The 26,342-nt window shown below is 70.9% G+C and carries 22 protein-coding genes; 10 read left to right on the top strand and 12 right to left on the bottom strand.

Going from position 1 to position 26,342, the window contains the following annotated elements; all coding sequences use genetic code 11:
• Positions 1-125 precede the first annotated feature (125 nt).
• Entirely contained in the window at positions 126-1,133 is a 1,008-nt protein-coding gene (locus EV375_RS26880) for an aminoglycoside phosphotransferase family protein (protein ID WP_130302518.1), read from the bottom strand.
• A 14-nt stretch (positions 1,134-1,147) separates the two neighbouring features.
• Here EV375_RS26880 and EV375_RS26875 point away from each other — a divergent pair, with 14 nt between their 5' ends.
• The 7 genes from EV375_RS26875 to EV375_RS26845 all read left to right on the top strand — a co-directional run bounded on the left by EV375_RS26875 (position 1,148) and on the right by EV375_RS26845 (position 9,257).
• Complete coding sequence (locus tag EV375_RS26875; protein ID WP_130302517.1) at positions 1,148-1,807, top strand: 4'-phosphopantetheinyl transferase superfamily protein; 660 nt, start codon at positions 1,148-1,150, stop codon at positions 1,805-1,807.
• Between the two features lie 140 nt (positions 1,808-1,947).
• Positions 1,948-3,969 carry a DUF5107 domain-containing protein gene (locus EV375_RS26870; RefSeq protein WP_130302516.1) on the top strand — a complete coding sequence of 674 codons (2,022 nt, stop codon included), beginning with the start codon at positions 1,948-1,950 and terminating at the stop codon, positions 3,967-3,969.
• Positions 3,970-4,201: 232 nt separating this feature from the next.
• Positions 4,202-4,963 (top strand): DeoR/GlpR family DNA-binding transcription regulator, encoded by a 762-nt coding sequence (locus tag EV375_RS26865; RefSeq protein WP_130302515.1) that lies wholly within the window; start codon positions 4,202-4,204, stop codon positions 4,961-4,963.
• Positions 4,964-5,057: 94 nt separating this feature from the next.
• The gene (locus tag EV375_RS26860) at positions 5,058-6,419 is read left to right on the top strand and encodes an ABC transporter substrate-binding protein (RefSeq protein ID WP_130302514.1); all 1,362 of its coding nucleotides are present in this window, start codon (positions 5,058-5,060) and stop codon (positions 6,417-6,419) included.
• A gap of 5 nt (positions 6,420-6,424) precedes the next feature.
• The gene (locus EV375_RS26855) at positions 6,425-7,393 is read left to right on the top strand and encodes a carbohydrate ABC transporter permease (RefSeq protein WP_130302907.1); all 969 of its coding nucleotides are present in this window, start codon (positions 6,425-6,427) and stop codon (positions 7,391-7,393) included.
• Positions 7,390-8,271 carry a carbohydrate ABC transporter permease gene (locus tag EV375_RS26850; RefSeq protein WP_130302513.1) on the top strand — a complete coding sequence of 294 codons (882 nt, stop codon included), beginning with the start codon at positions 7,390-7,392 and terminating at the stop codon, positions 8,269-8,271. Before EV375_RS26855 ends, EV375_RS26850 begins: the two co-directional genes overlap by 4 nt.
• The gene (locus EV375_RS26845) at positions 8,268-9,257 is read left to right on the top strand and encodes a zinc-dependent alcohol dehydrogenase family protein (RefSeq protein WP_130302512.1); all 990 of its coding nucleotides are present in this window, start codon (positions 8,268-8,270) and stop codon (positions 9,255-9,257) included. The genes EV375_RS26850 and EV375_RS26845 overlap by 4 nt, the downstream gene beginning before the upstream one ends.
• 180 nt (positions 9,258-9,437) lie before the next feature.
• On the opposite strand, the gene EV375_RS26840 is transcribed toward EV375_RS26845, so the two are convergent.
• The 10 genes from EV375_RS26840 to EV375_RS26795 form a co-directional block, all read right to left on the bottom strand.
• Complete coding sequence (locus tag EV375_RS26840; protein ID WP_130302511.1) at positions 9,438-10,274, bottom strand: carbohydrate ABC transporter permease; 837 nt, start codon at positions 10,272-10,274, stop codon at positions 9,438-9,440.
• Between the two features lie 2 nt (positions 10,275-10,276).
• Positions 10,277-11,266 carry a carbohydrate ABC transporter permease gene (locus EV375_RS26835; protein WP_130302510.1) on the bottom strand — a complete coding sequence of 330 codons (990 nt, stop codon included), beginning with the start codon at positions 11,264-11,266 and terminating at the stop codon, positions 10,277-10,279.
• Positions 11,267-11,335: 69 nt separating this feature from the next.
• Positions 11,336-12,682: an ABC transporter substrate-binding protein gene (locus tag EV375_RS26830; RefSeq protein WP_130302509.1), complete on the bottom strand. Its 1,347-nt coding sequence runs from the start codon at positions 12,680-12,682 to the stop codon at positions 11,336-11,338.
• A gap of 106 nt (positions 12,683-12,788) precedes the next feature.
• Positions 12,789-14,321, bottom strand: coding sequence for a glycoside hydrolase family 32 protein (locus tag EV375_RS26825; protein ID WP_130302508.1), 1,533 nt, complete (start codon positions 14,319-14,321; stop codon positions 12,789-12,791).
• Between the two features lie 467 nt (positions 14,322-14,788).
• Positions 14,789-15,847 carry a LacI family DNA-binding transcriptional regulator gene (locus EV375_RS26820; protein ID WP_130302507.1) on the bottom strand — a complete coding sequence of 353 codons (1,059 nt, stop codon included), beginning with the start codon at positions 15,845-15,847 and terminating at the stop codon, positions 14,789-14,791.
• 470 nt (positions 15,848-16,317) lie between these two features.
• Positions 16,318-16,674 (bottom strand): VOC family protein, encoded by a 357-nt coding sequence (locus tag EV375_RS26815; RefSeq protein ID WP_130302506.1) that lies wholly within the window; start codon positions 16,672-16,674, stop codon positions 16,318-16,320.
• Between the two features lie 33 nt (positions 16,675-16,707).
• Positions 16,708-17,547, bottom strand: a complete 840-nt coding sequence (locus tag EV375_RS26810; RefSeq protein WP_130302505.1) for a class I SAM-dependent methyltransferase — start codon at positions 17,545-17,547, stop codon at positions 16,708-16,710.
• Positions 17,548-17,616: 69 nt separating this feature from the next.
• The gene (locus EV375_RS26805) at positions 17,617-19,488 is read right to left on the bottom strand and encodes a bifunctional phosphatase PAP2/diacylglycerol kinase family protein (protein ID WP_130302504.1); all 1,872 of its coding nucleotides are present in this window, start codon (positions 19,486-19,488) and stop codon (positions 17,617-17,619) included.
• Positions 19,489-19,816: 328 nt separating this feature from the next.
• Positions 19,817-20,218: a DUF2795 domain-containing protein gene (locus tag EV375_RS26800; RefSeq protein WP_130302503.1), complete on the bottom strand. Its 402-nt coding sequence runs from the start codon at positions 20,216-20,218 to the stop codon at positions 19,817-19,819.
• Positions 20,205-21,431 carry a baeRF2 domain-containing protein gene (locus EV375_RS26795; RefSeq protein ID WP_130302502.1) on the bottom strand — a complete coding sequence of 409 codons (1,227 nt, stop codon included), beginning with the start codon at positions 21,429-21,431 and terminating at the stop codon, positions 20,205-20,207. Before EV375_RS26795 ends, EV375_RS26800 begins: the two co-directional genes overlap by 14 nt.
• Before the next feature lie 154 nt (positions 21,432-21,585).
• Between EV375_RS26795 and EV375_RS26790 the strand changes: the two genes are divergently transcribed.
• Positions 21,586-21,819 carry a DUF6158 family protein gene (locus tag EV375_RS26790; protein WP_055487091.1) on the top strand — a complete coding sequence of 78 codons (234 nt, stop codon included), beginning with the start codon at positions 21,586-21,588 and terminating at the stop codon, positions 21,817-21,819.
• A 143-nt stretch (positions 21,820-21,962) separates the two neighbouring features.
• On the opposite strand, the gene EV375_RS26785 is transcribed toward EV375_RS26790, so the two are convergent.
• A complete protein-coding gene (locus tag EV375_RS26785; RefSeq protein WP_486588827.1) occupies positions 21,963-23,975 on the bottom strand; it encodes a pyruvate oxidase in 2,013 nt (670 codons plus the stop codon).
• Between the two features lie 611 nt (positions 23,976-24,586).
• Between EV375_RS26785 and EV375_RS26780 the strand changes: the two genes are divergently transcribed.
• Together EV375_RS26780 and EV375_RS26775 are read left to right on the top strand one after the other, a co-directional pair.
• A complete protein-coding gene (locus EV375_RS26780) occupies positions 24,587-25,435 on the top strand; it encodes a sigma-70 family RNA polymerase sigma factor (protein WP_486588826.1) in 849 nt (282 codons plus the stop codon).
• Positions 25,436-25,718: 283 nt separating this feature from the next.
• Positions 25,719-26,300: a GAF domain-containing protein gene (locus tag EV375_RS26775; RefSeq protein WP_165434857.1), complete on the top strand. Its 582-nt coding sequence runs from the start codon at positions 25,719-25,721 to the stop codon at positions 26,298-26,300.
• Positions 26,301-26,342: the final 42 nt, after the last annotated feature.

Below are 26,342 nucleotides of genomic sequence, written 5' to 3'. Positions count from 1 at the left end.
CAGTTCGGTCGGGTAGGGCTGCGGGCGTTCCTCGACCTCAACCTTCGGCAGCAGGCCGAGAGCCGGTTCCCGAACCGACCTCGGGTGGTCGACGGGGGGTGAAATGAACCGCGACCGGGGCTTGTTCAGAGCTCGGCGAGCTCCGCCAGGGCCCGTACCTGCTCCGACATCCGCACGGTGTCCGACAGATCGCCGTCGCCGTCGAGGTGGTACAGCAGGAAGTCGACGAGGCGTGCCACTGCCCAGGCGCGTACGCGTGCCACGTCCGTACCGGTCGCGTCGGCCACGAGCGCGGTACGCCGGGCGAGCACCCGCTGCGGGTCGGGATGTCCGAAGGGATCGTCGGTCTGCTGGATCAGCGGCCACGGGTCGAACGCCGGGTCCCCGTACATCGGCTTGGTGTCGATCGCCAGCCACGGCTCGCGTTGAGCGGTCAGGAGGTTGCCCGGGTTGAAGTCACCGTGAACGACGGTTTCCCGTCCGCCGGCGCATGGGAGTTCGCGAAGCAGCCCGGCGCCGAGCAGGAAGAGACCGGTATCGACACCGGCGGGCCAGTCGTACCGCTCGACGCGTTCCTCGGCGAGATCGGCCCAGCCCGCAGCCACCGCCGACAGCCGGTCCACGGACGGCACTCGGTTTCCGCCGTCCGTACCCGTGCCGGTGTCAGCGCCTCCACCTGTGTCCCCGGCGCCCGACTCCTGGCCCGCTTCCCACAGCCGCCGCAGCACCCCGGCGCCCAGCAGGAGCCGATCCTCCGCGGGCAGGCCGGTCGCCGCGCGCAGCTCCCTGCCCGGTTCGCAGCGCTCCAGCAGCAGGGCGTACCGCTCCGGGTCGTGCTCGTACACGAGTACCGAACCGCGGCCCGCCCACAGCTTCAGCACCTCGCCCTCGGGCCGTGCCTCCAGGTGCGGCCACGTCAGCTTCAGCACGGCGGCGGTGCCGTCGGCCCGCCTCGCCGGAGCCACCCAGGAGCAGCTGCCGCCGTGGTACGGGGTGCCGAGCCGAAGCTGCCAGCGGTCGCGGAACTCCTCGACCTGGGCGGGCAGTTGCTTGAGCCACTCGCGTCCGCTCGCGGTGCGCCGCATGTCGTTGAGCACCGGCAGCGACGCCGGGAAGAGCCGGGGGTGGGTCACGGTACGTTCGTACCATGACCGCCGGCCCCACCCCTTCCTCGGCTTCCGCCGCCCCGGAGACCCTCATCGTGCGGGTGTCCGAGAACGCCGCCCGTGCCGCCCGCGAACTGCAGTGGCTCTCGGAGGAGGAACGGGCACGGGCCGGGGCGTTCAGGCGTCAGGAGGACCGGGACCGCTACCACGTCGCACACACCGCGCTTCGCCGCGAGCTCGCCCGCCGAACCGGCGCGGCGCCGTCGGAGCTTCCGCTTGTCCGGGCCGACTGCCCCGTGTGCGGCGGCCCGCACGGCAAACCCCGACTCGCAGACGGCTCCTTGCACTTCTCGCTCTCGCACGCGGGCGATCTGGTGCTCCTCGCGTTCGCCGGCGCACCCGTGGGAGTCGACGTCGAGTCGCTGCCGGGCCCGTCCGTCGCCGAAGAGGTCTCACGATCCCTCCACCCCTGGGAGCGGGACGAGCTCGCCGCGCTGCCGGCGCCGCACAGGCCCGCGGCGTTCGCACGTTGCTGGACCCGCAAGGAGGCCTATCTGAAGGGCACCGGCAGCGGCCTCGCGGAGGAGCCGTCGGTGACATACGTCGGCACCTCGCAGCGGCCCGCCTCACCGCCGGGCTGGCGCGTCGGCGACATCGCCGTGCCCGCCGGCTACGCCGCCGCGTGGGCCCTGCGCGTCTGACCCCTCACCGCGGATGAGACGACGGCGGACTGCCACTGCGGCCTGTTCACGGCGGCCTGTTCAAGGTGACGTCCACCGTGTTCCATGGTCATCAGGGGCCCCGGGAAGGCGGCGGCCACCCACGGAGGATCGAGGTAGCCGTGCCGACGACACTGCGCCGCACCACCCTGACCCTGCCCGTCGCCGGGGGCCCCACCCGGGCCGGTACCTGGGGGAGCGTCGGCCCGGAGAATCCGCTGCCCGCGCTGGCGCCGCTCGACGAGATGCACACCATCGGCGAGGACGAACGCGCCGCGCTGCCGCCCGACATGGCGCGTCAGACGGGCTACGCGCCGCTGCGGTCCGTACTGCCCGCCCGCATCCTCGACGGCTACACACGCGAGCGCACACCGGCGCCCCTGGACGCTCTGGTCCTGGAGAACGACAGGCTGCGCGCGACCGTGCTCCCGGGACTCGGCGGCCGCGTCCACTCCCTGCACCACAAACCCACGGGCCGCGAACTGCTCTACACCAACCCCGTGGTGCAGCCCGCGGACTTCGCCCTGAACGGCGCGTGGTTCTCCGGCGGCATCGAGTGGAACATCGGCGCGACCGGTCACACCACGCTCTCCGTCGCGCCCCTGCACGCTGCCCGCGTACCGGCCCCCGACGGTGGAGAGATGCTGCGGCTGTGGGAGTGGGAGCGGCTGCGCGACACCCCGTTCCAGGTGGACCTGTGGCTCCCGGAAGGGTCCGACTTCCTCTACGTGGGCGCCCGCATCCGCAATCCGCACGACCACACCGTGCCCGTCTACTGGTGGTCCAACATCGCGGTGCCGGAGGACGAGCGCACCCGCGTCCTCGTACCGGCGGACGAGACCTGGTACTTCGCCTACGAGCGGCGCCTGCGCCGCATCCCCGTGCCCGAGTGGGACGGGGCGGACCGCTCGTACGCGCTGCGGAGCGAGTTCCCGGCCGACTACTTCTACGAGATCCCCCGCCAGGAGCGGAAGTGGATCGCCTCCCTCGACGAGCAGGGCTCAGGCCTCGTCCAGACGTCGACGGACCTGCTGAGGGGCCGGAAGCTGTTCGTGTGGGGCCACGGACCCGGAGGGCGCCGCTGGCAGCAGTGGCTGACCGAGCCCGGCACCGGTGGTTACGCGGAGATCCAGGCGGGCCTCGCACGCACCCAGCTCGAACACGTTCCGCTGGAGGCGGGGCGGGAGTTCGCTTGGCTGGAGGCCTACGGGCCGCTCGCCGCCGACCCGGCCACCGTGCACGGCTCCGACTGGGCCGCCGCACGCGGACACACCGCCGCCCGTCTGGAGGAGGCCCTGCCCCGCGCCGACGTGGACGCGGCGTTCGCGGCCTGGCGCCCGCACGCCGACACCGAGCCGGAAGCCGGGGAGGACGGCCGCCGGCTCGCCACCGGCTCCGGATGGGGAGCGCTCGAAGTGGCCCGCGGCGGCTACGAGTTGCCCGGCACGCCCTTCCCCCGGGAGACGCTGGGCGAGCAGCAGCGGCCCTGGACGCAGCTGCTGACGAACGGTCGTTTCCTCGACGACACCGCAGGCGGTCACGCCGCTCTGACCGCCTCCGACCCCGGCCCTTCGCTCGTCTCCGACGCCTGGCGCGACCAGTTGGAGTGCGCGCCCTCGGGGCCGCTGACCGACTACCACCTGGGCGTCGCGCAGTGGCACGCCGGCGACCGCGCGCAGGCCGTACGCAGCTGGGAACGTTCCGCCGCAGCGGCGCCCACGCCCTGGTCACTGCGCTGCCTCGGATTCGCCGACGCCTACGCCGACGCCGCCGGAGTGCACCCCGAGCGTGCCGCCGACCGCTACCTGGCCGCCCTGGACCTGGCGACGGCCACCGGTGCGCCCACCCTCGCCGCGTTCGTACGGGAGGCAGTGCCCGTCCTGCTCGCGGCGGGCCGCACGGCGGCCGCCTCCGACGCGCTGGAGCTGCTGCCGCCCGCGTACCGGCGGCGCGGCCGCTTCCAGCTTCTGCGTGCCCAGGTGCTGCTCGCGAACGGCGAGAAGGAGGCGGCACGGGCCATCTTCGACGAGGGGTTCGAAGTCGACGATCTGCGGGAGGGCGACGAGGTGCTGGCCGAGACCTGGGCGGCGATCAGCTCGGACCCGCTGCCCGCTCGGTACGACTTCCGGATGCGTCCGGCCTGACGAGCCGGGCCGGGAACGGGCATCACGGCCCCCGAAACAGGCACCCCCGTGCACCGCGCGGGCCGCGCCGCCCCAGGGCACACGGCCCCGTGGACGAGGGGAAACGGGCGGATACGGTCACGATCCCGCCGGTACTTGGCCTGGTCCCCGTGTTCGAGGGGCTGTACAACTCTGCACACGGGCCCGAACGGGCAGATCCGTGACCGTACGGAGAGGGAAGGGGGCGTCGTCCATGAGCGCGGAGGAACGTCAACGGGAGATCGTCGGGGCCGCCCGGCGAGGAGGCTCCGTCGACGTCGCCGAGCTCGCAGCGGAACTGGGCGTCGCGAAGGAGACGGTCCGCCGGGATCTGCGCGTACTGGAGTCCCACGGGCTGCTGCGCCGCACGCACGGAGGCGCGTACCCGGTGGAGAGCGCCGGTTTCGAGACCACGCTCGCCTTCCGCACCACCATGCACGTGCCGGAGAAACGCCGCATCGCGGCCGCCGCCGTCGAACACCTCGGTGAGGCGGAGACGGTCTTCATCGACGAGGGCTTCACGCCGCAGCTCATCGCCGAGGCCCTGCCGCGCGACCGTCCGCTGACCGTCGTGACCGCCTCGCTCGCCGCGGCGGGCGCGCTCGCGGCGGCCGAGGAGATCACCGTGCTGCTCCTCGGAGGGCGCGTGCGGGGCGGCACACTCGCCACCGTCGATCACTGGACGACGAAGATGCTCTCCGGCTTCGTCATCGATCTGGCCTTCGTCGGAGCGAACGGCATCTCCCGCGAACACGGCCTCACCACACCGGATCCGGCCGTGAGCGAGGTCAAGGCGCAGGCGCTGCGGGCCTCGCGGCGCCGCATCTTCGCGGGAATGCACACGAAGTTCGGCGCGGTCAGCTTCTGCCGCTTCGCGGAGGTCGGCGACTTCCAGACGATCGTCACCTCCACGGGACTGCCCGCCTCCGAGGCCCATCGGTACTCGCTGCGCGGACCTCAAGTGATCAGGGCCTGAAGGCCCCTACAGGACCTGCGCTCTGCTGCCCGGCCGACGGTCCGCTCCGCGCATCAACCGCCCGTTTCGCCCCCTTATGACCAGGAGACCGCACATGCGCACCCGCAGTCGCCACAGGACACGCGCAGTCATAGGCGTCGCCACGGCCAACGTGCTGCTGGCCGCCTGCGCCGGCGCCGGGAGCCTCGCCACCGGCGGCGACACCATCAACGTCCTGATGGTGAACAACCCGCAGATGGTCGAGCTGCAGAAGCTCACCGCGAAGCACTTCACCAAGAAGACCGGCATGAAGGTCAGCTTCACGACGCTCCCGGAGAACGACGTCCGGGACAAGATCGGACAGGACTTCGCCAACCAGGCCGGCCAGTACGACGTCGCCACGATCAGCAACTACGAGGCGCCGATCTACGCCAAGAACGAATGGCTCAAACCCCTCGACGGCTACCTGAAGAAGGACCGGGCCTTCGACCAGAAGGACATCCTCCCCCCGATCCGCGAGTCCCTGAAGGGCGAGGACGGCAAGACCTACGCCGAGCCCTTCTACGGGGAGTCCTCCTTCCTGATGTACCGCAAGGACGTCTTCGAGAAGAAGAACCTGAAGATGCCCGACAAGCCGACCTGGCCGCAGGTCGCCGACCTCGCCGCGAAGGCCGACGGGGCGGAGAAGGGCATGAGCGGCATCTGCCTTCGCGGACTGCCCGGCTGGGGCGAGGTGATCGCTCCGCTCACGACCGTCGTCAACACCTTCGGCGGCACCTGGTTCGACAAGGACTACAAGGCCAGGCTGACCGACCCCGCGTTCGTCAAGGCCACCAAGTTCTACGTCGACCTGGTCCGCAAGCACGGCGAGTCCGGCGCCACCCAGTCCGGCTTCGCCGAGTGCCTCAACAACATGACGCAGGGCAAGTCCGCCATGTGGTACGACGCCACCTCCGGCGCCGGCTCGCTCGAAGCGGCCAAGTCCCCCGTCAAGGGCAAGATCGGCTACGCGCCGGCACCGACCGTGAAGACGAAGTCCTCCGGCTGGCTCTACAGCTGGGCATGGGGCCTGCAGAAGGCCTCCCGCAACCAGGACAAGGCGTGGAAGTTCATCTCCTGGGCCTCCAGCAAGGAGTACGAGCGGCTGGTCGGCAAGGAGTTCGGCTGGGCCAACGTCCCGGCGGGCAAACGCACTTCCACCTACCGCATACCCGAGTACAAGAAGACCGCCGGCGCCTTCGGCGAGACCACGCGCAAGGCCATCACCGAAGCCGACCCGCGCAACCCGGGCGTGCAGGAACGCCCCACCATCGGCATCCAGTTCGTGGACATTCCCGAGTTCTCGGACCTGGGCACCAAGGTCTCCCAGGAGATCAGCGCGGCCATCGCCGGACGCCAGTCCGTCGAGACGGCCCTGAAGAAGTCGCAGCAGCTGGCCGCAGAGATCTCCGAGGAGTACGAGGGGCGAGGGCAGTGACAGACATGACCGACACGACGACCACCACGACCGCATCACCCGGCGCGTCCGCGCACGGCACCGCACCGTCCGCGCCGCCGGCGAAACCACCTGCCGGGCTGCGCGCCTGGGTCACCCGCGCGCCGCTGATGCCCGCGCTGATCTTCCTGATCGTCGTCACGCAGCTGCCGATGGTGGCCACGCTGGTGATCTCCGTCTTCGACTGGAACGCCCTGTACCCGGAGGCCCGTTCCTTCGCCGGACTGGCCAACTACGGCGAGGTGCTGGGCGATCCGGAACTGCGCAAGTCGGTGTTCACCACGATCCTCCTCACGGTCACCGTCGTGCTCGTCAGCCTCGTGCTGGGCATGCTCCTCGCCCTGCTCCTCGACCGCCGCTTCAGGGGCCGCGCGGCCGTCCGCACGATGCTCATCGCGCCGTTCCTGCTGGTGCCCGTGGCCGCCGCGCTCCTGTGGAAGCACGTTCTCTACAACCCCGAGTACGGGCTCTTCAACGGCGTACTGCACTGGCTGTTCGGCGACGGCGCCCCCCAGCCCGAATGGGTTCCCGAGATGCCGCTCGGCGCCGTCGAGGCGTCGCTGGTGTGGCAGTGGACGCCGTTCATGATGCTGATCCTGCTCGCCGGGCTGCAGAGCCGCCCCACGGAAGCCGTCGAGGCCGCCCGTATCGACGGCGCGGGCGCGTGGCAGGTCTTCCGCTACATCACGCTGCCGCATCTGCGGCGCTACCTGGAGCTGGCCGCGCTGCTCGGCACCGTCTACATCGTGCAGAACTTCGACGCCGTCTTCACCATCACCTCGGGCGGTCTCGGCACCGCGAACCTGCCGTACACGATCTACCAGACCTTCTACCAGGGCCACGAGTACGGCACGGCCTCCGCCGCCGGCGTGCTCGTCGTGATCGGCTCCATCATCATCGCCACCCTCGCGCTGCGGGTGGTCTCGTCCCTCTTCCGCGAGGAGGCCGCATCATGAGCGCCGCGACGAACGTGAATTCCGCACCGCCCGCCGTGGAGACCGCGCCCAGGAAGGTGCGCAGGGCGAACGCCGCGCTGGGCCTCGTCGCCTGGCTCGTCGGGCTCGCCTTCGTGCTGCCGGTGCTGTGGATGGCCCTGACCTCGCTGCACTCCGAGGCCGACGCCGCCACGAACCCGCCGTCGCTGGCAGCGCCCCTCACACTCGACGGCTACCGCGAGTTCTTCGGCGCCGGGGGAGGACCGAGCCCCTGGTTCTCCCTCGCCAACTCCCTGACGGCGTCCGTCGTCTCGACCGCGTTCGTGTTGCTGCTGGCGCTGCCCGCCGCGTACGCGCTGTCCATCCGGCGTGTGCAGAAGTGGACCGACGTCCTGTTCTTCTTCCTCTCCACCAAGATGCTCCCGGTCGTCGCGGGGCTGCTGCCGATCTACCTGTTCGCCAAGAACACCGGGACGCTGGACAACATCTGGCTGCTCGTCGTCCTCTACACCTCCATGAACCTGCCGATCGCGGTGTGGATGATGCAGTCCTTCCTCTCGGAGATCCCCAGCGCCCTGATCGAGGCGGCACAGATCGACGGGGCCCGGCTGCCGGTGATCCTCACCCGCGTCGTCGCGCCCATCGCCATGCCCGGCATCGCCGCGACCTCCCTGATCTGCTTCATCTTCAGCTGGAACGAGATGCTCTTCGCCCGGGTCCTGACGGGTGTGATCGCGCAGACGGCACCCGTCTTCCTGACCGGATTCATCACCAGCCAGGGCCTGTTCCTGGCGAAGGTGTGCGCCGCGTCGCTCGTGATCTCCCTGCCGGTGCTCGCGGCGGGGTTCGCCGCCCAGGACAAGCTGGTCCAGGGCCTGTCTCTAGGAGCCGTGAAATGAAGGCAGCTCTCGTCGAGTCCGTGGGCAAGGTCGGCCTCACCACCGTGCCCGACCCGACACCCGGCCCCCGTCAGGTCGTCGTCCAGGTGGCTGCCTGCGGGCTGTGCGGCACCGATCTGCACATCCGCCAGGGCGAGTTCGCACCGTCACTGCCTCTCGTCCCCGGCCACGAGTTCGCCGGCGAAGTCGTGGGCGTCGGCAGCGAGGTGACGGAGCTGTCCACCGGCGACCGGGTGGCCGTCGACCCGTCTCTGTACTGCTACGAGTGCCGCTACTGCCGGACCGGGCACAACAACCTGTGCGAACGCTGGGCCGCGATCGGCGTCACCACGGCCGGCGGCGCCGCCGAGTACGCCGTCGCGCCCGTCGCCAACTGCGTGAAGCTGCCCGAGCACGTGCGCACACAGGACGCCGCGCTCATAGAGCCGCTGTCCTGCGCCGTACGCGGTTACGACGTCCTCAAGAGCCAACTCGGCGCGCACGTACTGATCTACGGCTCGGGAACCATGGGCCTGATGATGCTGGAACTGGCCAAGCGGACCGGTGCCGCCGCCGTCGACGTGCTCGACCTGAACGAGGAGCGGCTGGCAACCGCCCGGCGGCTGGGCTGCTCCTCCGCGGCCGCGACCGCCGACGAACTGGACCGTCCGCAGGGCTGGGACCTCGTCGTCGACGCGACGGGGAACGCCGCCGCCATCCAGGACGGGCTCGGCCGCGTCGCCAAGGCCGGAACGTTCCTCCAGTTCGGCGTCTCCGACTATGCGACGACCGCCACCATCGAGCCGTACAAGATCTACAACCAGGAGATCACCATCACCGGCTCGATGGCCGTCCTGCACAGCTACGAGCGTGCCGCCGAACTCTTCGCGGGCGGCGTGCTGGACCCGGAGATCTTCATCTCCGACCGCCTTCCCCTGGACGAGTACCCGGACGCCCTCGACCGCTTCGCGGCGGGCAAGGGACGGAAGATCGTCGTGGTGCCGTGAGCAGGTGAAGTCCCGCCCTGAAGTCCCGCCCGCCCGCGAGGAGTTCGCGGGCGGGCCGCAGCGGCCCGGGGCGTCCGCCGGATCAAAGCGCCGGATCAGCGCGCCCAAGCGGCAGGCTGCTCCCCGGGCCGGCCGGGTGGGAGTGCACAGCGGCCGGCCGCCCTTCTGCGTGCGGAACGCTCAGCCCTTGACGGCGGAGCCGGCGACTCCCTGGACGAACCATCGCTGGAAGAACGCGAAGACGATCAGGACGGGGAGGACCAGTAGCACGCCGAAGGCGAGGATCTGGCCCCAGTCCACCGGCTGCTGGCCCTGGAAGACGCTTATCGCCAGGGGCAGCGGGCGCACCGAGGGGTCGGAGACCATCAGGACGGGCCACAGGAAGGACCCCCACTGGATGAGGAACGTCAGGATCGCGACCGACGCGAACACCGGCTTGCTCATGGGGACGATGATCGCGAAGAAGGTGCGCCAGGGGCCGGCGCCGTCGATGCGGGCGGCTTCCTCGATGCTGCGCGGGATACCGCGGAAGAAGGTGGCGAACTGGTAGACGGAGAATGCGTAGGCGATGAAGGGGATGGCCTGGATGAAGATGGTGTTGCGCTGCCCGTTGAACAGGTAGAACAGCGGGACCGCGACCGCCTCGAACGGCACCAGCATCAGTAGCAGGACGAGCGTGAAGACGGCGCGCTGGCCTCGCCAGCGCAGCCGGGTGAGCCCGTAGGCGGCCATGGAGTTGACGATCAGGCCGCCGAGGACCACGACGGTGGCCAGGAGCAGTGAGATGCCCATGAAGCGCCAGAAGTAGCCGGTGGCGTCCGAGTCGAAGTTGTTCAGAACGGCGGCGTAGTTGTCGAGGGACAGGTGGGTGGGCAGGAAGCCGGTCAGGCCGTTGAGCACCTCGTCGGAGGGCTTGAAGCTGCCGAGTATCAGATAGAGGGCGGGCAGGATGAAGATGAAGGCCAGCACGCTCAGGACGGTGTAGTCGAGGAAGCGGCGAAGTGGTGTGCGGATCATGATCAGTCCTCGTTGCCGGGGCGGACGACGCGGCGCTGGACGAGAGTCAGGACGACGACGATCAGGAAGAAGACGATGGTGATCGCGGATGCCTGGCCGATGTTGTTCTGGTCGAAGGCAGTGGTGACTGCCTGGTACATCACGGTGCGGGTGGCGTCCTCGTCGAGTCCGCCGCCCTTGACGAGGACGTAGACCTGGTCGAAGACGCGGAAGGCCAGCACCGAGGTGAGCATGGCGACGAAGACGAGAGTGCCGCGGATGCCGGGCAGGGTGACGTGGCGGAACTGCTGCCACCGGGAGGCCCGGTCGAGTTGGGCGGCCTCGTAGAGTTCGCCCGGGATCTGCTGGAGGCCGGCGAGCAGGATGACCATCTGGAAGCCGACGCCCTGCCAGATGGACAGCACGATGATCGAGGCCATAGCGGTGGCGGCGCTGCCGAGCCAGTCGAAGGCGCCCCAGTTGCCGAAACTCACCGCATCCAGTGCGGAGTTGAGCATGCCCTGGTCGCTGCGGGCGAGGATGAGCCGCCAGATGACCGCGACCAGGGCCATGGGGAAGACGACCGGCATGAAGAACAGGGACCTGAAGAGGCCGATGGCCTTGAGCTTGCGGTTCAGCAGGATGGCCAGGCCGAGGGCGAGGGCGGTCTGCAGGGGGACGACGGCCACGGCGAAGGTCAGGTTGTTGAGCAGGGCCCGCAGGAAGGGGCCGGACAGGTCGGGGTCGGTGAAGATCCGCCGGTACTGCTCCAGGCCGGAGAAGCGGGGCGGGAGCGGTGAGCCGAGCAGCACGTTGTGGAAGGACAGGACGACGGCGTAGACGAACGGCACGCCGACGAAGGCGATCAGTCCGCCGAGTGCGGGTGCGGACATCAGCAGCCCGTGCACCCAGTCGCGGTGGGGGCGCCCGGACCGTACGGACTTGACGGATCTCGGTGGTGGGCTCGGCTTCCGCCCGTCAGGCACGGCGGGTGCGGGGTTCACGGTGGTCACGATGGGAGTCCTGTTCCCGGCCGGGAGGGGGCGCCGTCGGCGTCCGTCCCTCCCGGCCGATGGATGCGGCTACGGCAGCTTGTAACCGTCGTTGTCCGAGAAGTCCTGGTCGATGGCGCGGGCGGCCTTGGCCAGAGCCTTCTTCGGGTCGGCGCCGCCGTAGACGTCGCTCAGCGCCTGACTGAACTTGGCGGTCACCGTGGGGTATCCGCCGGTGACCGGACGGGTCACGGCGACGCAGGACTTGTCGATGTCGGTGTCACCGCAGGGCTTGGCGAGCTGGTCGGCGAAGAGCTGCAGCGGGCCGCCCTTCTTGTACAGCTCACTCTTGGCGAGCGCGGACTCGGTGCCGGGAGGGGCACCGTTGGCCTTGGTCATCGCGGTGACGTTGGTGTCGTTCAGGAGGGCGTCGAGGAAGGCGCCGGCGGCCTTGCCGTTCTTGGTGTCGGCGCCGATGCCCCAGGCCCAGGAACCCTGGCCGGTCTTGGGGCCGTTGCCGAAGTCGGGCAGCGGCAGCACGACGAGATCCTTCCCGAGGGCCTTGCTGTAGTCGGGGTACATCCAGTGGCCGACCCAGCTCAGCGCGACCTGGCTCTTGGCGAAGGCGTTGCCGCTGGTGTTGGGGTCGATGTAGGTCTTCCAGGACTGGAAGGTCTTCAGCGCGGACACCGCGGCCGGTGTGTCCACGGCGCCTTCGGCCTTGCCGTTCTTCAGCAGGGAGCCGCCGGCGGACCAGATGGCCGGGGCGAAGCCGTAGGTGCCCCACTCGGTGGCGAGGCCGTTGCCTTCCTGGATGTCCAGGCTCTTGCCGTCGGTGTCCTCGGCTGCCAGCTTCTTCACGGCGTCGGTGAACTCGTCCGCCGTCCAGGCATCGGACGGACTCGTCGGGTACTTCACCCCGGCCTCGTCCAGCAGCTTCTTGTTGCCGTATATGCCGAGCCCGGAGTCGAACATGCCGAGTCCGTACTGCTTGCCGTTGAACTGGCCCTGCGCCTTGATGGCGTCCGTAGCGTTGGCCAGGGTCTTGGCGGAGACGTGGCCGTCGATCGGGGCGAGCTTCCTGTTGTAGACGAAGTTCGCCATGGTCGGGCCGTCGAACTCCATCACGTCCGGCAGCTTGGAGGGATCGGTGGCGGTGACGGTCTTGGTGTAGTCGTTGTCGGGGATCAGCGTCAGCTTGACTTTGATCTTCTTCTGCGAGGAGTTGAAGGTCTTCACCGCGTTCTGCAGGGCGGCGGCCTCGCTGGCCTGACCCTGGTGGGCCCAGACCTTGATGGTGCCCGTGCCGCTTCCCTTCTCGGCGGAGGTGCTGCCTGTGCCGCCGCCTCCGCCGCAGGCGGCGAGTGCGGCCAGGGGAAGGACGAGAGCCAGAGCCGTACAGGCTGTCCGGCGGGATCTGCTGTTGCCGACGTTCATGGTGGGTGCCTCCGGTGTGAGGTGCGGGTATGGGTGGATGGTGTGGGGTGCGTTGTGGGGACTCGGGATCGGCACCGGCCTCACGGCCACGTGCGCGATGGATCCGTCATGTGGGCCGCCCTTGCGGCAGTTGGGTGTCGGCGCTCTGCTCCCTGATCACGAGGGGCAGCAGCTCCCAGGCGTCGACCGCGTAGCTCAGGCGAGCGTCGGGAGCGGTGTGGGCCTGCAGGCGCCACGGGTCGTCCCCCGTGGGGTAGAAGCGCATGGTGAGCACCTGGCCGGTGGTGGTCAGGAAGACTTCGGCGATGGAGTGGTCGACGACCAGGCGCAGATCGACCGGCTCGCCGGTGGGGCAGGGCATCAGGGCGGAACCACCGTGGGCGCGGGCGTCCAGCGAGGCGTGGTCGCGGTCGACGACCAGTTCACCCGCAGCGGCATCGAGGCGGATGTCGAGGTACTCGGATCCGTCCCGGGTGGTGAGCAGCCGCAGGCCCGCCGCCCCGGTCGTCTCCAGACGGGCGGTCAGGTCGAACGCGCGCCCCACACTGCCGAGTTCGACCGCCTCCGTGCCCTGGGCCGTGCCCTCGGCACGGACAGCGCGCCCGCCGCGCAGGGCGAGCAGCTCGGGAGCGGGTTGCTGCCTCAGCGTGCCGTCGTCGCTCACCGAGATCTCCCGGGGAACGGTCAGCACGCCGGCCCATCCGCCCGCGACCGACCAGCCTTCTTCGCGGGCTTCCCAGGACCAGCCCCACAGCAGCCATCGGCCTCCCCCGCTGCCTTCGGCGTGGGGGTGGGTCTCTTCAGCAACGCTTGGGGGAGCACCCCCGGGCGCACGCAGCAACGCGGGTGCGTAGCAGTCCGGTCCGTGGTCCACGAGGACTGGCGGGCCGGCCTCGAAGACGTTGCCGCGTTCCTCGCCGACCAGGGCCGTGACGCACCGCGCGCCGCCGTGATGGTTCCACGCGCTGAAGATGAGGGCACCGGGCCGTCCGGACTGCGCCGGCAGGTACTGGGGACACTCCCAGCCCTCGCCGGTGTTCAGGCCGGTGCAGCCGGCCGGCTCCTGCTCGCGGGCGGCGAAGGGCCCCAGGTAGGTCCAGTCCTCCAGGTCGGACGACTCGTACAGCAGGGCCGCGCCGCGGCCGTCCGCGAGGGCGGAGCCGACGAGCATCCGCCAGCCGTCGCCGTCCCGCCAGACGTACGGGTCCCGGTACATGGTGCAGCCGTCGGGCCATGAGGGGATGACGAGTTCGCCCCGCGGGCTGAAGGTCAGGCCGCTGTCGCGGGAAGTGGCGCTGGTGACCGGCTGATGCTGGGGCGAGCGGTTCTCGCGGTGCGCGGAGTAGAAGGCGACCAGCCGGTCGCCGTCGGAGACGGCGTTGCCGGAGAAACAACCGTCGGCGTCCTCACCGTCCGGGGTCGGGGCCAGAGCGATCGGCAGAGGCTCCCAACTCAGCAGGTCGGGGCTGCGGAAGTGCCCCCAGTGCATGTTCGCGTGGGTCGCGCCGTAGGGGTTGTACTGGTAGCAGACGTGGTACTGGCCGTCATGGAAGACCAGCCCGTTGGGGTCGCTCATCGAGTTCCGGGGCGGACGCAGATGCGCGACGGGCCGGTACGGATCAGAGGGTGCAGTAGACACGCACGTGCCTTTCGTTATGTGCAAGGAGCATGCGGGGAGGGAGGGTCACCGGACCTGGTCTGCCTCGATCCCCTTGGGGAACTCGATGAAGGTGGCTTCCACCGGAACTCGCGGCAGCCCCTGGTCGCATGGCGGCCGAAGCCGGTCCGGCGGGGTGCCGGCGGCGAGGTGCGGGAAAGCTTGCTGAAGCGCTGACGCCGGGTCGGCGAGAAGCGCGAGGCTCAGTACTCTCGCGCCCGAGGGGCCGGGGCGCCGGAGGAATGAGACGAGGTCACGCAGACCAACTCGCCCACGCCTGCGGACAGATCGGCGACGGTGTCGGACATCGGACGGCAGCGCCGGTTCGATGGCTCATTGAAAGTCTCAGGGGACATATGTGTACCCTCACGGTGTTCGAGTGCTGACAGGGATGACGACCGGTTGCGACGGTCGCCTGTCATGGTGCGAAATGCTTCGCCGTCCCGGTGTCAGAGTCGGGGCGGCGAAGCGACCGATGCCCGCGCCACCAGCGGGCAAGGCAGCATCTCCTGGGTGTCCGGGCCCGGTGGCCGGCCCGGTGTTCCGGTGAGCGCGAGCAACTGGGCCACGGCCCGTGCCCCCATCTCGTAGTGCGGCAGTTGAACCGTGCTCAGTGCGGGGTGGACGGTCTCGCAGACCAGCTCCTGGTTGTCGAACCCCATGACCGACAGGTCGCCGGGGATGGACAGCCCCAACTCGGCGGCAGCCCGGTAAGCACCGGCGGCCATCCGGTCGTTGAAGCAGAACAACGCGGTCGGGCGCTGCTCCGCCGTCAGCAGACGCCGTGCGGCCCGGTGGCCCGCGTCCACGTCGCCGGTTGTCGACCCGTAGGGCACTGCGGTCTCGGCGGCGACGAGAGACGGGTCGTAGGACACACCGACCTCGGAGAGCGCCTTGTGGTATCCCTCCAAGCGGCCCTGCCGGGCGGGGATGTCGAGGGTCTGCACGATCACGCCGACCCTGCGGTGCCCATGGTCGGTCAGCTCACGCACCGCCGTGTACCCGCCCTGAACCTCATCGGGCACCACGAAGGGGGCGGCGGGGTCGTCGGAGCGCGCGTCGAGCAGCACGGTGGGCGTCGAGCCCATGATCTTCGGCATCCGCACGATCCTGTGGTACATCGCCGCGTACAGCACGCCGTCCACCTGCCGCTGGAGCAGCATCTCGATGCTCGTGCGCTCCAGTTCGGCGTCGCCGCTCGTGTTGACCAGCAGCAGCACCAGGCCCTCCGCCGCGGCGGCCTCCTGGGCACCCAGGATCATCCGGCCGGCGTGGGGGGTGGTGGCGATCTCGTCGCTGACGAAGCCGATGGTGTGCGACCGCTTCAGCCTCAGCCCCCGGGCGAGGCCGTTCGGCGCGTACCCGAGCTCCTCGGCGACCTGCAGGACGCGCTGCCGGGTCTCCGTGCTGGCCCGCTTGCCCTCGACGCCGTTCAGGATGTGCGACACGGTCGCGGTCGACACACCTGCCGCCGCAGCCACATCCTTGATCCCGATCCGGCGTGTCATTACCCCTGCCCAAAGTAGTGGATATCGCCTTGGTAAATCGTTTAGCCCATCGCGTGCACATGAGAGTGCCCATGGCCGGAGCCCCTGTCAATGGTTCGTTTCAAATTCCTTGCCGCCGTGTGTCCTCCGTCGTTGCTCCGACACCGGCGCCCGCCCCACGCGCCGAAGTGTCCGGGCCGGCCCGCGGGCGCCCGCGCCCGCACCCGGATCAGCTCGCCCTCGTCGACCGCTCGTCGACCGCCGGCGGCGGCAAGCCCGAAAACACCATGCCCACAAGCTCGTTGAGACTCCGCATGTGCTACCGAGCGAGTCCGATCAGGCATCGACACCACCGAAAGTGCGCCAGAGCCGAACGTCGTACAGAGCCGGCCCGGGACGCCCCCCACCAGAGCCTCCGGCATGGGTCGGCCTCCCCTCCGGCGAAGCCAGGGGGAGGCCGACCGCACGGCGGGGGTGTCCGCCGGGCTCGGTTACCCGTCCGCCTCCTGGCGGTCGACGTACTCGAACACGCTGCCGTCAGGGTGGCGTGCGATCACGCTGCGCCCGATGGGCGTCTCCTTGGGGCCGGCCACGATCTGCGCGCCGACGGCCTCCAGGTCCGCGACGGCCTCGCGGACGTCCTTCACGGCGAGCGTCGCCGCGATCTTCCGGAGGATCTCCAGGTGCTCCGACGGGCCGCTCATCAAGAAGAAGGGCCCCACCGCCGCGACCGAGACCGGTCCTTGGGTGAAACGCACCGCCTCGGTGCTCGCAAGCCGCTCGTACGCCGGAACTGCAGCGTCCAGATCGTCGACGCAGACGCGCAGTGAAGTCCCCAGAATGTCCATGGCCCGCACCCTAGTTGGGCGACTCGGCGCACGTCAGGCCCCGCACAGGATCTCCCCGTGGGGCACCGCGAACCAGCCGTCCTCCCGCGCGCCCCACTCGAGCCACGCGTCCGCGGCCTCCCGCAGCTGCTCCCGCGTCGCGTGACCGCCTTCCACCGCCGATGCCGCGAAGGACGAGGCCAGCGTGCGCTCCGCCCACAGCTCGCTCCACCACGCGCGCTCCTCGCCGGTGGCGAAACACCAAGTGGACGACGAGGCCGTGACGTTGCGGAACCCCGCCTCACGCGCCCACGCGTGCAGCCGCCGCCCCGCGTCGGGCTCGCCTCCGTTGGCGCGGGCCACCCGCCGGTACAGGTCCTGCCAGCCGGTCAGCCCCTCGACGAGCGGATACCAGAACATCGCGCCGTAGTCGGAGTCCCGGGCGGCCACCACTCCGCCCGGAGCGCACACCCGGCGCATCTCCCGCAGCGCCCGGACAGGATCGCCCACGTGCTGAAGCACCTGATGGGCGTGCACCACGTCGAAGGCGCCGTCGGAGTGCTCCAGCGCGTGCACGTCGCCCACCTCGAACGTCACGTTGTCCAGCCCGCGGCCGGCCGCCGTCCCGCGTGCCCGCTCCAGCACGCCCGGCGCCGAGTCGAGTCCGGTGACGTGCCCTCCCGGCACCAGCGCCGCGAGGTCCGCGGTGATGGTGCCGGGCCCGCACCCGATGTCCAGCACCCGCATGTGCGGCTCCAGTTCGCCCAGCAGGTACCCCGCCGAGTTCACCGCCGTACGCCACGTGTGCGAACGCAATACCGCTTCGTGGTGGCCGTGTGTGTAGACGGCCGTCTCCGCGTTCCCGGCCGCCTGTGCTCTGTCCCTCGACGCCATGGTGCGCAGGCTATTGCGCGCCGGGCCGGGGAGGCCACGGGCGACCGCCATGCGGACCGGGGGCCGCGCTCACACGTTCAGGGGCCGGTAGACGCGCAGGGCCTCGTGCTCCTTGTCGAGCAGCAACCGCCCCGGGGCCCTTGCCACTTCACCGTCATAGCTGAGGTGGGTGCCCGGCGGGATGTCCGTGATCATCAGGCGGCGCAGCCGCGTCGTGCTGTGCAGCGGCGAGCGGTCGACGGCGCTGGTGAGGGCCGCTATGAACAGCCGCGTACGGGCCCAGCGCCCCGCCTTGACGAGGCGGACGTCGAGCATGCCGTCGGCGAGGTCGTGCCGCCGCACGGGCGCCATCCCCACCTTGTAGGCGCAGTTGCCGGCGAAGAGCAGCCACAGGGCACGCTCCTTGCCGCCCAGGCCGGCCTCGACCGGCCCGCTCGTCTGCAGAACGCGCAGCGCGGCGAGCACCCCGGCGGGCCACGGGCCGATGCGGTGGGCCCACCGCTCGCGGATGCGGACCAGCTCCGGATACGCGCCCAGGCTGAAGGTGTTGAGGAAGTAGCCCGGCTCCCCGGCCCGGAGCAAGGGCGCCGCGGCGCGCGGCCCGGGCTCCGCCGGAACCGGTGACCGCAGGGCGCCATCGGCCTCCGGGCCGCTCACGTCGTCCGCTTCAGCCGCGCGCACGACCTCCTCGGCCCCCGGCGCCGCCCCCGGCTGGGGCGTGAAGCGTCCCAGGTCCACGGCGACGGCGTCGCCCGACTGCACGGCCCGGCAGGTGTCGGCGAACTCCTCGATTCCGAGGTCGAAGGCGAAGTGATTGTGCGTGCCGCCCGGCAGCACGGCCAGCGGAACACCGGCACGCTTCGCGCAGACCGCGGCGGCGTTCACCGTGCCGTCGCCGCCGCAGACGCCGAGCGCGCCGCCCAGCTCCGCTGCCCGCTGGGCCGCCTCCTCGAGGGGCCCGACGATGTCGCCGGACCTCGGGTCACAGGTGATGATCTCGGCCTTCGGCAGCATGCTCCGCACGACGCCCAGCGCCGGGGGTTCGACGGCCTCCGCGGGCTCCTCCTGCTCGGCCGCCGCGCTCTGCTCGCTGCGGTTTCCCTCCAGCAGGCCCGTCCCGGGGAAGAGGTCGGACTCCTCGAGCCGGGAACCGGAGGTGGAGTTGGCGACCAGTACCAGCCCCGAGCCCTCCGGCATCGCCGGGGCGTCGGCCAACGGGCGTCCGGGGGAGGGAAGTTGAGAACGGGTGGGGGCGATGCCGCGCACGGCGAACGCCGAACCCACGCCGAGGGCCGCACCCACCAGCACGTCGCTGGGGTAGTGGACGCCGGTGTAGACGCGGGAGAAGGCCACGGCCGCCGCGAGGGGGGCGACCGCGGCGCCCCAGCGGGGAGACTCCAGGGCCACTCCCGTCACGAAGGCCGCAGCGGACGCCGCATGACCCGACGGGAAGGACGTGGTCACCGGCTGGCGGTGCAACTGCCGGATCAGCGGCACGCCCTCCAGCAGCGGACGCTCCCGCCGCACCGCCTGCTTGCCCAGGGTGTTGACCGTCGCCGACGCCACGGCCAGGGAGGCCAGGCCCCGCGCCGCGGCCCTGCGGGAGCGCGGAGTGTCGGCCAGCGCCATCGCACCGGCCACCGCGCACCACAGCCGTCCGTTGTTGGCGCTCCGGCTCAGCCGGGGCAGCACTCGCTCCGGGCCGGGCCAGTCGCGGTTGGCCACCAGCTCGAACAGCCGGCGGTCGGTGGCCGACCAGGCCCGCGACGCGGGCCAGTTGCGCCAGGCGGACCTTTCGTCCGACGCCGCGTCCGTGTTCCGGCGGGCGAACGGTGACGAGAGCGTCCCCGTGCCCGGCTTCGACGCCCCGACCCGGTTCTGGACGTGCCGACGGCGGAAGCCGCGCAGGCTCCGGCCGACGCGGTCGGTGAATGCTGCCATGAAGCTGCGCCTTCTCTGACCTGGTCGCCTGTAAACCTTCGCAGCCCGTGACCGCGCCCGCCCCCACTCCATCCCTGTCATGTCCCGCCCTGTCATGTCCCGCCGCGAAGCGGGGCCGCCGCCGTGCGTACGGGCGCAGCGAAGCGGTTCCCGTCGTCCCGGGGACAGGAACCGCTTCCGCTCTGCTCACACGGCGGGAGCCGGAGTCAGCCCGCTCGCGTCCGCGCGGCACTCGCTCGGGGTCGATGCGCCGCAGGGCCCGCGCCGCGCCCGACGCGCGCGGGCACACCCATGGCCGCGCCCGCGGTCTTCCTTCCGGTTCGGCCGTTCACGCCTGAGGCTTCCGCCCCAGAGCGGCCATCACCTCCTGCACGTTCCCGTACGTGTCGCCGTCCTTGGGCAGCTCACGCACCGTCTCCACCAGGGGTTCCGGCGCGTACTGGTCCAGGAGCGTGCGCTTGAGGCCCTCGCGGTCGGCCGGGAAGGCGCGACGGCCGAGATGCCGCGCCAGTTCGGACCGCAGAGCCTCGTCCTCCGCTTCCTCCCGGTCCGGGGCGCGCAGCCCCTGCTGGACCGGGTGCTCCGTGATCTCCGGGTCGTCGTCGGCGCCGGGCTCGGGGTCGTCCCACTCCTCGGCCCTCGTGGGGTGCCCGGACCGGATCCAGCCCTGCATCTCCCGCTTGGCCTCGTCGTCCCGGTGAACATTCAGAGGGTCACTACCGCGTTGCATGTTGTCCTCCACCGGCTCCACCTCCTTGCGGTGCTCCTTCGTGCGGCCAGCGCAGCAGGGCCCCGAGACCGCCGTCCGGCAGGTCACGCGGCACACCTTCGGGTACGTCGGAGTCCCGTACGCACAGCACATCGGCGCCCGTCGCCGCCGCGGAACGCAGCAACGCGTCGTCGGCGCGTGCCGGGGAGGGTTCCGTGGCGCCCAGGTACTGGGTCTCGCTGCGGCGCAGCGCGATCTGGCCCGGCTCGTCGCCCACCCAGACCTCGCGGTGCGCGTCGGGGCCGTCGGGCCGTACGAGCAGCACGCCGATGCGGTGCTCGCGTGCGGCCTCGACCAGCGCCGGCACGCCCTCTGCGGCGTCGATCCGGCCGTCGCCGCCCGGCGAGCGCCCGGCCTGGAAGCGTTCCATGACTTCGGCGGCACGCTGCCGCGCGTACTCCGCCCGCGCTCCGGCGACCTCGTCCGCGAGCAGCCTGCGGCCGCCCGCGGTGTTCGAGGCGGGCCCTTCGGCGTGGCTGTCGGCGCGGACGCCGTGCTCCGCCTGAACCGTACGTTCACGCAGGTCGGGCGGCAGACGGTCGTGCACGGAGCTGCGTTCGCGCGCGTCGCCCGCCAGTACGAGGACTTCCGCGCCGCTCTTCTCCCAGCGGATGCGCAGCTCGTCGGCGATCTCGGCGGCGTTGTGCTCCCAGGTGTTCTCGACCCGGGTCTGGAAGTGCCGCTCCGACCAGTCGGCCGAGGGCGTGCGGTGCACGGGCCAGTCACTGCCGGTGACGCCGCCTGCCGGCTGCGCACCGAACGGGCCGGTCAGCTCGAATTCGGCGCCCTTGCGGTCGATGTAGGCCACGAGCACCGGGGGATCGCTGTCGACGAGTTCGACGAGCGGCCCCGTGTGCGGGAGCGCCTGCCAGACGGCGATCGGGCCGCCGCCGGGGGGCTGCACCGTCAGCTCCGTGTCCAGGACGACCTCGCCCCCGGTGGCGAAGACCGCGTGAGCGGGGGGCTCCGGGCCTCGGGACAGCGCCAGGAGCCTGTCGTACACAGCTCGGCACGTGGCGTCGTCGGCTCCCTGGTCCCTGAGCCGGTCACGTGCCGATTTCGCGTTGAGCTCGTGGCGGGTGGCGGCGTCCTCGGAGGCCGTGCGGGTGTCGAAGTAGACAGACGCCCAAGGGCCCTTGCGCTCGAAGAGCGGACCGAGGAATCCGAGTTCCATTGATTTCCTCCTTGGATCGCCGAGCACGGGTACCCGTACGGCCGCGAACCACACGAGCGGTGCTCGCACGGGCGCAATGGCTGGTCGGCGGCCGACCGGCGCGGACGCAGCACAGCAATCAGCGAGACGAGACCGAACCGAGAGAGGGAGCCCCATGGGAATCGATCCCCGCGAGCTGTCCGACGCGGACCTTCTGAGGGAGCTCGAGACCATTCACCGCACCCGGCACGACACCCTGCTGCACGCGCCGAAGGACGCGCTGTCCGCGCACAGCGTGCGGATGGCGGAGCTGGAGTCCGAGTACCTGCGCCGTCACCCGGACCGTCCGGTCACGCCGGGCCGCACAAGGGAGGGTGCCCGCGCCCGTGAGACGTCAGCGGGGGCATGACCGGCCACGCGCCCGTGAGACGTCAGCGGGGGCATGACCGGGCCGTCGCGGCACGGCGTCCCGCGCCCGCGGCGCGGGCGTTGGGCGGTGCTCGGACCGGAGCCCGCAGCGGGCTCCGGTCCACCGGCCGATGCGAGCGGGCTTCATGCGTCCGGGCCCTTGGCCGCCCGGCCCTCGCGTCCCGCTTCAGCCTTGCGTTTCCTCGACTTCCTGCCGGCCTTCTCCCCGCCGTGCTGTCCGGCGGCGGACTCCCGGTCGCTCTTGGCTTCCTTGCCCTTGGTCCTGCTCCCGCGCCCGTCCGTCCCGTGGGCGCCGGCGGCAGTGCCCGGCTCCTGGTGCGGTTCCTCGTCACCGTCCGACGGATGGGGCCTGCCGCCGGGCAGGAACTCCTGGAGCTTCGCCTTGAAGCCCTGCTTGACCATGGCCTTGCGGTCGGAGTCGCCCTTGACGATCGATGCCACCGTTGCCTCGATCTGGTCCCAGTCGGCGTGCGGCGGGATCGGCGGGACCGCGGGGTCGGTCATGAACTCGACGACGGCCGGGCCGTCCGCGTCGAGCGCCTGCCGCCAGGCGTCCTCCACGTCCTCCGGCTTCTCGGCCCTGATGCCGGTCATGCCGAGGGTGCGGGCGAAGGCCGCGTAGGAGACATCGGGCAGGGCCTGGGACGGAACGAACTGCGGCGAGCCGCTCATGGCCCGCATCTCCCACGTCACCTGGTTCAGGTCGCGGTTGTTCCACACGCCGATCACGAACCGCGGATCGGTCCAGGACATGCGGTACTTGGCGAGCGTGATGAGTTCGGCCAGTCCGTTCATCTGCATCGCGCCGTCCCCCACGAGCGCGACGACGGGACGGTCGGGGTGGGCGAACTTCGCGCCGATCGCGTACGGGACCGCGCAGCCCATCGTCGCCAGCGTGCCCGACAGGGAGCCGCGCATCGTGCCACGCATGGTCAGGTGCCGGGCGTACCAGTTGGTCGTGGAGCCGGAGTCGGCGGTGATGACCGCGTCGTCGGGAAGCAGCGGATCGAGGCAGTGGGCGACGTATTCGGGGTTGACCGGGTCCGCGCTCACCTCGGCGCGGCGCCGCATCACGTCCTTCCAGCGGTCGACGGAGGCCATCAACTCCTCCTGCCACTCGCGCCCTTCCTTCTTCTGCCGGAGCTTGGGCAGCAGCCGCCGCAGCGTGGACCTGGCGTCGCCGATCAGGTTCACCTCGTACGGGTAGCGCATCCCGGCCATGTGCGGATCGATGTCGATCTGGACGGCGCGGGCCTTGCCGAAGGGTGGCAGGAACTGGCTGTAGGGCAGGCTCGATCCGATGGTGAGGAAGGTGTCGCAGTCCCGCATCATCTCGTAGCTGGGGCGGCTTCCCAGCAGTCCGATGGGGCCCGTGACGTACGGCAGGGTGTCCGGCAGCACGTCCATCCCGAGCAGCGCCTTCGCCACGCCTGCCTGCAGCATGCCGGCGACCTGCTGCACCTCGGCCTGAGCGCCGCGTGCGCCCTGGCCCGCCAGAATGGCCACCTTCTTGCCGGAGTTGAGCACTTCGGCGGCGTGGTCGAGTGCCGCCTCGGCGGGTTCGGTGCGCCAGCCGCTGCTGCCGAGGCTGGAGGGCACCATCTTGAACTCGTGGCCCGGCGGCCGGTATTCGAGCTCCTGCACGTCGGAGTGGACGATGACGGCCGTCGGCGCCCGGCGCGCGTAGGCGGTGCGGATGGCGCGGTCGAGGACGTTGGGCAGCTGCTCGGGGACGGTGACCGTCTCCAGGAAGTCCGAAGCGACGTCCTTGAAGAGGGAGTGCAGGTCGACTTCCTGCTGGTACGAACCGCCCATCGCGGAGCGTGCCGTCTGCCCCACGATGGCCACGACGGGCACGTGGTCGAGCTTGGCGTCATAGAGCCCGTTGAGCAGGTGGATTGCGCCCGGGCCCGAGGTCGCGGTGCAAACGCCGAGCGTGCCGCGGAACTTGGCGTACCCGACGGCCTCGAACGCGGCCATCTCCTCGTGCCGCGCCTGGACGAAGCGCGGTTCGTTCTTGGCCCGTTCCCAGGCGGCGAGCAGGCCGTTGATGCCGTCGCCGGGGTAGCCGAAGACGTGCTCGACGTCCCACTCGCGCAGCCTGCGCAGGATGTAGTCGGAAACCTTCTCGGACATGGGTCGTGCTCCTCTCCCGCGATACCGGCGGCGCCGGCAGGTTCGGGTTCGTTCCCCCGCTGATTGCCTTCCGGGCCCGTCGGGCCGTCCGGCCGGTCCGGAGGCGCCCCGGGAGCGCGACAGCCGGTGTCAGCTCTCCCGTGGTGCCGACCGCCTGATGCGGTCGCGTACGCGGAGCTCCCGGGGACCGCGCCGTCGAGGTCCGGCACGGGCCCGGCGGGCGTGGACGGCACCGGTCCCGAAGCCCTCTGCGCCGACGGCGCCGTCCGAGCCCCGCAGGCCGGCAGGTGTCCGCACGTGATCGCAGTCGGAAGGCATGCGGCCCCGGGTTACCGGGCCGAAGGGCAGGAAACACCTGTCCTGCTTCGGGGTGCGCGGGCCGTGCCGGGACGGTGGGTTAAGCCACAACCGCGGAGCCGGCGTTGACGTTTGCTGCCTGGGGTGGGGGGCACGCGGAGGTGAGTGCTTCGGCAAGAAGGCACATCCGCGGGAGTAGGGCTCATTCGAGAGCTCGGTCTCTGCTTGTGGCCGTAGGTTCGGTCCGTCCCGCTTGTGTCTTGTCTCCCGCGGTGTCCGCAGATGCAGTACACCCAGGGAAGTAGGCCAAGCACATGACTTCTGCGCCGATGCGTACGACGCGTGCCCGCCATCCGCATGATGACGCTCCTGATACCGCGGCGGATTTCCGCCGGATCGTCTCTCTGCCCGAGGGGGTGGAGAAGGAAGAGCTTCGGCAGGAGGTCGTGCGGGCGTGGATGCCGATGGCGGAGCGTCTGGCGCAGCGGTTCCGCAATCGTGGGGAGTCGCTGGAGGACTTGCGGCAGGTGGCGTCGCTGGGTCTGGTGAAGGCGGTGCGCCGCTACGATCCGGACCGCGGCAGCGCGTTCGAGAGTTTCGCTGTTCCCACCATTGTGGGTGAGGTCAAGCGGCATTTCCGTGACCACATGTGGGGTCTGCATGTGCCGCGCCGGGTGCAGGAGTTGCGTAACCGGGTGCGTGCCAGCCGTCGGGAGCTGGGTTTGTCGATGGGGGAGCGTGCTCCGTCGGTGGCGCAGATCGCCGAGCATGCGCGGATGTCGCAGGAGGATGTGCTGGTGGGGCTGGAGGCTCTGGAGAGTTTCAGCACGTTGTCGCTGGATGCCGAGTTGTCGGGTGCGGATGACGGGTATTCGCTGGCGGACACGCTGGGCCGCAGTGAGCCGGGGTTCGAGCATGTGATCTATCGGGAGTCGGTCAAGCCGCGGTTGGAGCGGTTGCCGGAGCGGGAGCGCCGCATTCTGTACATGCGGTTCTTCTGCGACATGACGCAGACGAAGATCGCCGATCAGTTGGGTATCTCGCAGATGCATGTCTCGCGTCTGATCAGCCGGACGTGTGAGCGGATCCAGCAGGAGGTCGACGCCGGCACGGACCGCGAAGGCGAGCCCGACGGACACCGGGCCGAACTCACCGCCGCCTGACCCCGACAGCGGCGCAGTCGGGCCCCGGCGGCCGTCACGTCCCCGGTTGCGGCGTGATGTGGCGGGCCGCACGCATGCGGGACAACGCCCCTGTGCATCGGGAGCAGCGGTCGTGTACATCGGGAGAGGCGGTCGCTGACGCCCCGACAGCCCGCATGCGCCTCACGAGGCCCGGCCAGATCTCCGGGCCGCCACCGCCGAGACCTCCTGATGTTCACGAAACCCTCCGGAACTGCACACATGCGGCCGTTTTCGTTCTGCCCGCCCGGGCAGCCGACCGCATGTGAAAGACCAGCAACCGCTCGGCGCTCTCGACGGCCCCCTGAACCCCCAGAACAAGGCCCTCCGCTCCGTGACGCCGCTCACGCAGCCGGACGAGCGGGGGACGGCAGAGGCGGCAGAGGCATCCTTCTGCCGCGGGTTCACCGAACTCGCGCAGCACGCCGCCGTCTCCACCTCCGGCAGTTGCGCGGCCGCCGTCACGCTGACCGACCCCGCGGGCGGCCCTCTGGCCGAGGCCCCCGAGGGGCGGGCCTCCGCCGTGACGCACCCCGAGGTCTCCGAACTGGTCGCCGTCCAGTGGGAGTCCGAGGAGGGACCGGTGCCCGCAGCGCTGGAGAGCGGCCAGCCCGTGCTCGTCAGCGACGTGCGGCACGAGACGCGGTGGCCCCGCTACCGGGCCATGGCGCTGCAGCGGGGTCTGCGCGCGTGCGCGACGCTTCCCTTCCGTCACGAGGGCGCCGTGCTGACCGTGTCCGTCTACGCCTTCCACCCTGACGGGCTGACCGGGGTCGTCGAGGAGAAGCGGGCGGAGCTCGCCGGCCTGGCCGAACAGGTCGTACGCAGCCGCGGGCACGGCGCGTAGCCACAGCCGGGCGGCCGCACCCCTGCATCGAGCGCCTACGTG

The sequence above is a fragment of the Streptomyces sp. CNZ301 genome (genome assembly GCF_004217425.1).
Note: the sequence above shows the minus strand (reverse complement) of the source record. Positions and strands in the feature narration are given on the sequence as shown.

Coding starts and splice junctions, on each gene's coding strand:
- EV375_RS26875 (WP_130302517.1), top strand. CDS start 1,148: ATGACCGCCGGCCCCACCCCTTCCTCGGCTTCCGCCGCCCCGGAGACC.
- EV375_RS26865 (WP_130302515.1), top strand. CDS start 4,202: ATGAGCGCGGAGGAACGTCAACGGGAGATCGTCGGGGCCGCCCGGCGA.
- EV375_RS26860 (WP_130302514.1), top strand. CDS start 5,058: ATGCGCACCCGCAGTCGCCACAGGACACGCGCAGTCATAGGCGTCGCC.
- EV375_RS26855 (WP_130302907.1), top strand. CDS start 6,425: ATGACCGACACGACGACCACCACGACCGCATCACCCGGCGCGTCCGCG.
- EV375_RS26850 (WP_130302513.1), top strand. CDS start 7,390: ATGAGCGCCGCGACGAACGTGAATTCCGCACCGCCCGCCGTGGAGACC.
- EV375_RS26845 (WP_130302512.1), top strand. CDS start 8,268: ATGAAGGCAGCTCTCGTCGAGTCCGTGGGCAAGGTCGGCCTCACCACC.
- EV375_RS26840 (WP_130302511.1), bottom strand. CDS start 10,274: ATGATCCGCACACCACTTCGCCGCTTCCTCGACTACACCGTCCTGAGC.
- EV375_RS26830 (WP_130302509.1), bottom strand. CDS start 12,682: ATGAACGTCGGCAACAGCAGATCCCGCCGGACAGCCTGTACGGCTCTG.
- EV375_RS26820 (WP_130302507.1), bottom strand. CDS start 15,847: ATGACACGCCGGATCGGGATCAAGGATGTGGCTGCGGCGGCAGGTGTG.
- EV375_RS26815 (WP_130302506.1), bottom strand. CDS start 16,674: ATGGACATTCTGGGGACTTCACTGCGCGTCTGCGTCGACGATCTGGAC.
- EV375_RS26810 (WP_130302505.1), bottom strand. CDS start 17,547: ATGGCGTCGAGGGACAGAGCACAGGCGGCCGGGAACGCGGAGACGGCC.
- EV375_RS26805 (WP_130302504.1), bottom strand. CDS start 19,488: ATGGCAGCATTCACCGACCGCGTCGGCCGGAGCCTGCGCGGCTTCCGC.
- EV375_RS26800 (WP_130302503.1), bottom strand. CDS start 20,218: ATGCAACGCGGTAGTGACCCTCTGAATGTTCACCGGGACGACGAGGCC.
- EV375_RS26795 (WP_130302502.1), bottom strand. CDS start 21,431: ATGGAACTCGGATTCCTCGGTCCGCTCTTCGAGCGCAAGGGCCCTTGG.
- EV375_RS26790 (WP_055487091.1), top strand. CDS start 21,586: ATGGGAATCGATCCCCGCGAGCTGTCCGACGCGGACCTTCTGAGGGAG.
- EV375_RS26785 (WP_486588827.1), bottom strand. CDS start 23,975: ATGTCCGAGAAGGTTTCCGACTACATCCTGCGCAGGCTGCGCGAGTGG.
- EV375_RS26780 (WP_486588826.1), top strand. CDS start 24,587: ATGACTTCTGCGCCGATGCGTACGACGCGTGCCCGCCATCCGCATGAT.